Source organism: Dietzia timorensis (assembly GCF_020742175.1).
In the GTDB taxonomy this organism is placed as follows: Bacteria; Actinomycetota; Actinomycetes; order Mycobacteriales; family Mycobacteriaceae; genus Dietzia; species Dietzia timorensis_A.
Genome location: NZ_DYXM01000268.1, coordinates 1 through 3,433, shown reverse-complemented (window position 1 = coordinate 3,433; position 3,433 = coordinate 1). Strand labels below are relative to the sequence as shown.

Here is a 3,433-nt window from a genome sequence, read left to right as displayed (position 1 = left end):
GAATATCGCCCAGATCTCCATTGCGGGCCGCCTCCTCCACGCGCGAACGGATCCTTATTGCACCTTTATTGTCCCAGCTTTATGACGTCGGACGTACCCAATTGCCCGGTCCACCTCCATTTGCGCGTGCCGTGTACCTCCTACCCGCGGCGGTCGGTGAGCCAGCCGGGAAGAATCCCGCCGTGGACGGGGGCCACGGGGAGGCAGCGGATTTTGTGGCCGGCGCCGGGATCGAGCGCGTCGAGCACGTAATCGACCGCGCGCGGATCGGAGGGAAGAGCGGCATGGTCGACGAAATCGAGCATGCAGCCCTGCTGCAACACGATGTTCCGAACCGAATAGTCGCCGTGCTGCGGTGGCTCGACGAGTGAGGTCATGTGGGGCCAGACGAACTCGTCGAAGCGCGTCGCGATGTTGGTGTACTCGACGCCGCGCGCATACGGGGTGCCGTCCGGCTCCCAAAGTTCGGCGAGAAACGTCGAGCCACGCACGAGACTTTCACCTGCGAGGAATGCCCCGGCGACGAGCTGGCGGAGCCGCATCGACGTGAGCATCCGTTCGAGCCTGGCCGAGCCGACGCCGTGCCACGGCGATGCGAGGCTGACGACCTTGCGCACCTTGCCCGGGCGGGCGTGTTTGGCGATCGCGCCTGCGACCACGCAGCCCTGCGAATGTCCGACGAGGTCGACCTGCTCCGCACCGGTCGCGGCGAGCACCTTGTCGACGAACCCTGCGACCTCGGGGACGGAGTTCTCCGCGATATCGCGCAGTCCGCCGAGCTCGGACATCGGGAACTTCGCGTCCGGGAGCGCCCCGTAGGTGACGGTGAATACGGAGAATCCGCGGTTGGTCAGGTACGGCGCGAGTGTGAACCAGTTCGTCGTGCCGCTTCCGGCGGTGCCGTGGATGAGCACGACCGGGACGGGCCGCTCCTCGGACGGCTTCTCGTTCCACTTGTTGACGCCGGGCAGCTGGTGCCCGGGAAAGCGGATCGCGAACTCGGCGCCGGCCAGGAAGCTGTATGACACGTGCGGCTTGCGCGCGGAGGAGGGCACGGGCGATTCCTTGGGGGTCGGCGGGCTCGGAGGGGTACTCGCGCCACATTCAACCCGACATTGCCACCCAATATGTCCACTTGGCGCGGAGATTCGCGAACTCGCCGACCTCAGCGATCACGCGTTTTACTCTCGACCGCCGCTTATTTGCAACGCCGGCGAAATGCAGCCCGCTACGCCACCGAGGGCCACGGGTTCGCCGTGCACCCCTGCAGCCCTAGCGTCTGCTGCTGCATGAGCGGAGCCGGAGAACCGGGCGACGGGCAATACTCGTGGTCGTGCCCGAGCGCATGTCCGACCTCGTGGTTGATCACGTATTGCCGGTACAACTCGAGGTCGTCGAAATCCTCGGTCGCGCCGAGCCACCGGTTCGCGTTGAGCGCGACCTGATTGCCCTCGCGGCACGAGGTGTAACCATTCGTCGTAAGCCCCGAACAGATCTGGTCCGTGGTCTGCGGGCTCGCGACGCTCACCAGCGCATCCGCCTGCGACTCGCCCTTCACCAGCTCGAACGCGACGCCGTCGAGCTTTTGCCAGCCGCGGTCGTCGCGCAGCGTCCTCATCACGAAGTCGGCGGTGTCGTCGATCTCGATCGGCAGGCCCTTCTCCACGCGCACCGCGATCGCGAACGGCGTCCCGTCGCCCTTCGGCGCGGACGTCTCCGGCGCATACTCCCACTTGCCGGTGCCCTCGTAGGGCACCTCGGTCGGTGTCGGCGTGGGGGTCTCACTCGCACTCGTCGAGGACGCCACGCTGGATGACGCCGGACTTCCGCTCTCCCCCGAGCCCTGCGTGCTCGACTGCGCGGCCGCCTGAGCGGTTGCGCCCTCCGACGTCATACCGCCGCCGTTTCCCTCTGCACCGCGGTCCCCGCTGCACCCTGCGGCCGTGCTCGCAACGGCTGCGGCGAGTGCACCTGCAACGAGGAAACGGCGGACCATTGCGGCGGATGTGGAGCGAGGAAGCACTACAGCAGGATACCTGCGATCATGAACGCAGAGCACGCCCGCCGGATGCCGCCCGCGCACGAGAGGATCCCCGATGGCCGAGAAGATCGACTTCAAGAAGTCCCTCGACGCCTACCAGGCCCGAAAGGGAACGTTCCGGCTGCTTGACGTGCCGGAGCAGCACTATCTCATGGTCGACGGCCACGGCGACCCCAACGCCTCGCCCGCTTTCGCCGAGGCCATCGAAACCCTGTACCCCGTCGCCTACACGCTTAAGTTCGCGAGCAAGAATGACCTCGGCCGCGACTACGTCGTCCCTCCGCTCGAAGGGCTGTGGTGGGCCGACGACATGGCCTCATTCACCACCGAGCGCGATAAAACGCGCTGGTCCTGGACACTTATGCTCCTCGTTCCCGAGTGGTTGGGTACCGCGGAGGTCGAGGCGGCGTGCGAGACCGCTCGCACGAAGGCCGCCGCGAAATCCACCGCCCCGCCGCCCCAGCTGGACGAGCTCCGCCTGCAGCCCCTCGCCGAGGGGCGCTGCGTCCAGACGCTGCATGTCGGCCCCTTTGACGCCGAAGGTCCCGTTCTCTCCAAGATGCACAGCTCGTTCATCCCCGAACACGACCTCGAGCTCGCCGGCACCCACCACGAGATCTACTTCAGCGACGTCCGGAAGACCGCGCCCGACAAGCTCCGGACCATCCTCCGCCAGCCGGTGCGCCCGGCCTGATCGCCGCCGGCCCTGCTCTACCCGAGGAACGCCTTGTCCGAGAGGGTCGCGCCCTTGATATTCGCGAACTCCTGCAGCAGGTCCCGCACCGTGAGTTTCGCCTTCTTCTCCGCGTCGGCGGTATAGACGATCCGGCCCTCGTGCATCATCACCAGCCGGTTGCCGAGGCGAATCGCCTGTTCCATGTTGTGCGTAACCATGAGAGTCGTGAGACCACCCTGCGAAATGATCTTCTCGGTCAGCGTGGTCACAAGCTCCGCTCGCTGTGGATCGAGCGCGGCCGTGTGTTCGTCGAGCAGCATGATCTTCGGCGCCGTGAAACCCGCCATGAGTAGGGACAACGCCTGCCGCTGCCCGCCGGAGAGGAGACCGACCTTCGCCGTCATACGATCCTCCAAGCCCAGTTCCAGTGAGCCCAGTTCCTCGCGGAATTTCGTACGGCGCTTCGCGTTGAGGCTCCGCCCGAGACCGCGGCGTTTGCCGCGACGCAGCGCGAGCGACAGGTTCTCCTCGATGGTGAGGTTCGGGGCGGTACCGGCGAGCGGATCCTGGAACACGCGGCCGACGTAGCGGGCGCGCTTGTGTTCCCCGAGCTTGTTGACGTCGGAGCCGGCGATCTCGATGCGACCCGAGTCCACTGCGAGCCTTCCCGACACCGCGTTGAGCAGCGTCGATTTGCCGGCGCCGTTCGAGCCGAT

The 3,433-nt window shown here is 66.5% G+C and carries 4 protein-coding genes; 1 reads left to right on the top strand and 3 read right to left on the bottom strand.

The features are described from left to right. Positions 1 to 140: 140 nt before the first annotated feature. Together K8V11_RS13840 and K8V11_RS13835 are read right to left on the bottom strand one after the other, a co-directional pair. Entirely contained in the window at positions 141 to 1,055 is a 915-nt protein-coding gene (locus K8V11_RS13840; protein WP_303915506.1) for a triacylglycerol lipase, read from the bottom strand. A gap of 173 nt (positions 1,056 to 1,228) precedes the next feature. Next, positions 1,229 to 2,023, bottom strand: a complete 795-nt coding sequence (locus K8V11_RS13835; protein ID WP_303915503.1) for a DUF3152 domain-containing protein — start codon at positions 2,021 to 2,023, stop codon at positions 1,229 to 1,231. Between the two features lie 73 nt (positions 2,024 to 2,096). On the opposite strand from K8V11_RS13835, the gene K8V11_RS13830 reads away from it, so the two are divergent. Next, on the top strand, positions 2,097 to 2,735 hold the full coding sequence (locus K8V11_RS13830; RefSeq protein WP_303915500.1) for a GyrI-like domain-containing protein: 639 nt from the start codon (positions 2,097 to 2,099) through the stop codon (positions 2,733 to 2,735). Between the two features lie 17 nt (positions 2,736 to 2,752). On the opposite strand, the gene K8V11_RS13825 is transcribed toward K8V11_RS13830, so the two are convergent. Continuing rightward, the coding region (locus tag K8V11_RS13825) for an ABC transporter ATP-binding protein (RefSeq protein ID WP_303915497.1) at positions 2,753 to 3,433 on the bottom strand (681 nt) is incomplete at its 5' end.

What these genes read in the sequence shown, in the direction of transcription:
- K8V11_RS13830 (WP_303915500.1), top strand. Translation starts at nt 2,097, where the DNA reads ATGGCCGAGAAGATCGACTTCAAGAAGTCCCTCGACGCCTACCAGGCC.